We start from the raw sequence: 3,698 nt of genomic DNA, 5'->3' as shown, positions 1-3,698 counted from the left end.
GGGAAAAGGGGAAAGGGGGTGCATGTTTGGTATTTTCCCTTTCCCCTTTAAAGAGCCAAGTTCACTTGGCGAACTACTAGATTTGGCAATGCCGATTTGGGACTTTTAAAATTATCTTCAGTAGACTGTAATTACAGCAGTTTTTATCTATTTGAACCACATCTGTTGTAGGGGTGCAAGACTTTGCGCCCTTAGTGCGTGGTGTATTTACCTGAAAATTGCTGTAATATCCGAATTCTGCGATCGCTTTGTTTTTTAATATTGGCTGTGATTGATATTAAGTTTATAACAAGATGAAAAGTAATCAAATTCCTCCTGGAAGCTTTGGTTTACCTGGATTAGGTGAAACACTTTCCTTTTTTTTTGACCGCCAGTTTGGTAAAAAACGCTATCAAAAGTATGGGTCTATCTTCAAATCACATATTTTTGGTAGACCAACTGTATTCATGGTGGGGCCAGAGGCCTTAGAGTTTGTTTTGTCAAGCCATACAGAGAATTTTTCTTGGCGCGAGGGATGGCCTGCCAATTTCAGGATATTGCTGGGGGAATCACTTTTTTTGCAAGATGGAAAGGAACATCGCAAAAATCGCCGCTTGATGATGCCGGCGTTGCACGGGCCGGCATTGGCACATTATGTCACCACAATGGAAGATATCACCCGCAGTTATCTGCAAAAGTGGGAAAAGCAGCAGGAGTTCAGCTGGTTTGGGGAATTTAAACAACTAACATTCGATATTGCTAGTGAATTATTATTGGGTACGCCTCCTGGGGCTGGAGGTGCGCGCTTGAGTAATTTGTTTACAACTTTGTCTAGTGGCTTGTTTGCAATTAATCCATTGCCTTTACCATTTACCAAATTTGGTAAAGCCATAGCAGCTCGCAATCAAATTTTAGAGCATGTAACTCAGGTGGTGAGAGAACGCCAACAAAACCCAACTAAAGATGCTCTGAGTTTGTTGGTGCAAGCCCAAGATGAAGATGGTAACAGTCTCAGCGAAAAAGAACTCATCGCCCAAGCCGTACTATTACTTTTTGCCGGACATGACACCACAACTACAATGTTGACTTGGTTGTGTTTAGAATTAGCCCGTCATCCAGAGGTACTGCAACGCGCCAGGGAAGAACAACTAAAATTTGCTGATGCTAGTTCTGTAACTTTAGAACAGCTGGGGCAAATGCCTTATTTAGACCAAGTTTTATGGGAAGTTGAAAGGCTGCGTCCGTCAGTTGGCGCGGGATTTCGTGGTGTTGTTAAAGAATTTGAATTTAAAGGTTTTCATGTTCCTGCTGGTTGGCAATTATGTTATGCCATTGCACTAACTCATCGCCTACCAGAAATTTACTCTCAACCAGAGCGTTTTGACCCAGACCGCTTTAGTCCCCAGCGTCAAGAACACAAACAATATCCCTTTAGTTTAGTTGGTTTTGGTGGGGGGCCACGTGTTTGCATTGGCATAGCTTTTGCCAAAATGGAAATGAAAATTATCGCTGCTCATTTGCTACGCAGCTATGATTGGGAAATCTTACCCAATCAAAATTTAGACACAATGGGAATTCCTAATCGCCCGAAGGATGGTTTGCGGGTTAGATTTAGTGGTTTGTCGCATTAGTTCTGATGGGTTCGTAGTAAGCAGTAAAGTACTTAAAAATCAAGGACTAAAGTCCTTACTACGAACATTTTTTCCTACAAAATTAATGAAACAAATCACTATTGGTCTACCAACCCAAAAATGCTGGGTGAGGTCTGGGGACAGGGGAAGGGGTAAAGGTGAAGATTTAAAACCTTTCCCCTTTGCCCTTTCCCCTTTGCCCTTTCCCCTTTGCCCTTTCCCCTTTGCCCCTCCCAGTGAACTTGGCAAACTACTATTCTGTGAAATCATCAGAAAAACGTTGCGCCCTGGGTATTTTTCGATAACGATGTAGTTGATTGGTATTAATTGACTCTTGTGAAGCAGGGATATTGCGGAAACCTAAATCTTTGAGGATTCTTCGAGCTGCAACTTCACCTGTGGCACACCCGCCTTCCATGTATCCTTGGTAGGATAAAGAACAGTGTTCGCCAGCAAAAAATAGATTACCTATGCGTTTTTGTTCTGCTCCGGCGATGCTTGTCCATTGTCCGACTAAATAACAAGCATAGGAAGCTCGTGTGTATTTTTCTCCGGGCCAGTAGGCGCGAATGGCTTCACCTTGACGCAGGTTTTGAATTCCGGGGAAAATTTTATCTAATTGTGGTAAAAATTTTTGAGCTTGAAATTCTGCGGAACCTTTGCCCAAAGATAAACCATGTTCGCCACCGGTAAAGTTAGTAATTAGACCTTTGGTGCGTTTTTCGTAGCGAGTTGGTTCCCATGTAGTTTGAAATTCTAAATCGGTAAATGTCGCTCCTGTGGAATTATATTGAGTACGCCACAATCTTTGTTGATAGGCTGTAATTAATTTGGCATTTGTACCATATCCTAATTGTGCGATCGCTTTCTTTTTAAATGCTGGTAAATCCACATCCAATTGCACTAAACGCAAGGTGGTAAAAGGCAATGTCAGTAATATTCTTTCATAGGTGCGATCGAAGGTTCTATACCCAGACCGCAAACTAACTCGATAACGACCATCGGAAAGAATACGGATAGCTTCTAATTCTGTGTCGGTTTGCAGAACATTGGCTACATAATTGGCTAGTAAACGCGGTACTTGGTCGTTACCTCCACGAATCGTGAAACGTTCATCACTTTCGCCATAAACTGAGAATATATCGGTGTTAGTGCCAATTAAAAATATTAAATTTAAACAAGATTGTTCTGTGGCTTCTCGACCATATTCTGTGGTGTAAGATAACTTGAGCAATTCTTGGAGAATGGGGTTAATTTGTGCTTGCTCCAAATAATCTGCAATGGAGGTATTATCTAATATGAAAGCCGCCTGATTGTAAGAGCGAAAAGTCACATCTCCATCACCAATAGCAGTTAAATCTGCTTCAATTTTTTCTGCTAAAGGAATAAAGTAATTAATAATTTCTAATTCAGAAATTTTCCGACCTTGAAAATACCATATTTCTGGTACTAATGCTTTATCGCTAGCCAGTAAATCGATGGTTGTTAAACCCAGTTCTTGAGCAAGCGATCGCAATTTTCTATGATCTGTATCGATGAATTCTCCACCTATTTCCACAGTCACACCAGTACCGGCCGCGTTGGCTAAACTACGCATCCGACCACCAACACTGCCTCTCGCTTCGATGATGTCCACAGGAACCCCAACCTGACGCAAGCGATAAGCAGCAGTCAAACCAGCAATTCCCGCACCCACTATCAGTACTTTGGGAATTGTTGCAAAAGCCGCAGAATCACGTCCATTACCCCAGGTAGCTGTAGCCAATGCACTTGCCAACCCCAAACCTCCATAAAGTAAGCGGCGGCGAGTGGTTTTTTGTTTTAAAATGTCAACTATTTCATCTGTGGGAACGCCGGTTTTCAGTGATGCTCTGGCAATTTTATAAGCCTGCTGTAAAGATGCCATTAATTCAGATTTAGCCATGCAGCGAAACCCCATTTTTAGGATTCTTTAAACATCTTTATAATCGCAGATTTACTAATTTTTAGATATGTTAATTTCAATCAAATCATCAAAAATTGTCATATTGTTTATATAAAATTAAAAATTATATTTTTTAGTAACTGATAGAATGTATGATATATGAT

Annotated in this window: 2 protein-coding genes; one reads left to right on the top strand and one right to left on the bottom strand. The window is 41.2% G+C overall.

From position 1 onward, the window contains the following. The first annotated feature begins 293 nt into the window (after positions 1 to 293). Positions 294 to 1,610, top strand: a complete 1,317-nt coding sequence (locus tag GNE10_RS32885) for a cytochrome P450 (RefSeq protein WP_185570226.1) — start codon at positions 294 to 296, stop codon at positions 1,608 to 1,610. A gap of 253 nt (positions 1,611 to 1,863) precedes the next feature. Here GNE10_RS32885 and GNE10_RS32880 read toward each other — a convergent pair whose 3' ends face one another. After that, positions 1,864 to 3,534: an NAD(P)/FAD-dependent oxidoreductase gene (locus GNE10_RS32880; RefSeq protein ID WP_185570224.1), complete on the bottom strand. Its 1,671-nt coding sequence runs from the start codon at positions 3,532 to 3,534 to the stop codon at positions 1,864 to 1,866. Between the last annotated feature and the right edge of the window lie 164 nt (positions 3,535 to 3,698).

Origin of the sequence: Nostoc sp. 2RC, from assembly GCF_014222165.1 — a bacterium.
In the GTDB taxonomy this organism is placed as follows: domain Bacteria; phylum Cyanobacteriota; class Cyanobacteriia; order Cyanobacteriales; family Nostocaceae; genus Nostoc; species Nostoc linckia.
This window is presented reverse-complemented; position numbering and strand designations above follow the sequence as displayed.

Excerpts from the sequence above, each read along its gene's own strand:
- GNE10_RS32885 (WP_185570226.1), top strand. The coding sequence starts at position 294 with ATGAAAAGTAATCAAATTCCTCCTGGAAGCTTTGGTTTACCTGGATTA.
- GNE10_RS32880 (WP_185570224.1), bottom strand. The coding sequence starts at position 3,534 with ATGGCTAAATCTGAATTAATGGCATCTTTACAGCAGGCTTATAAAATT.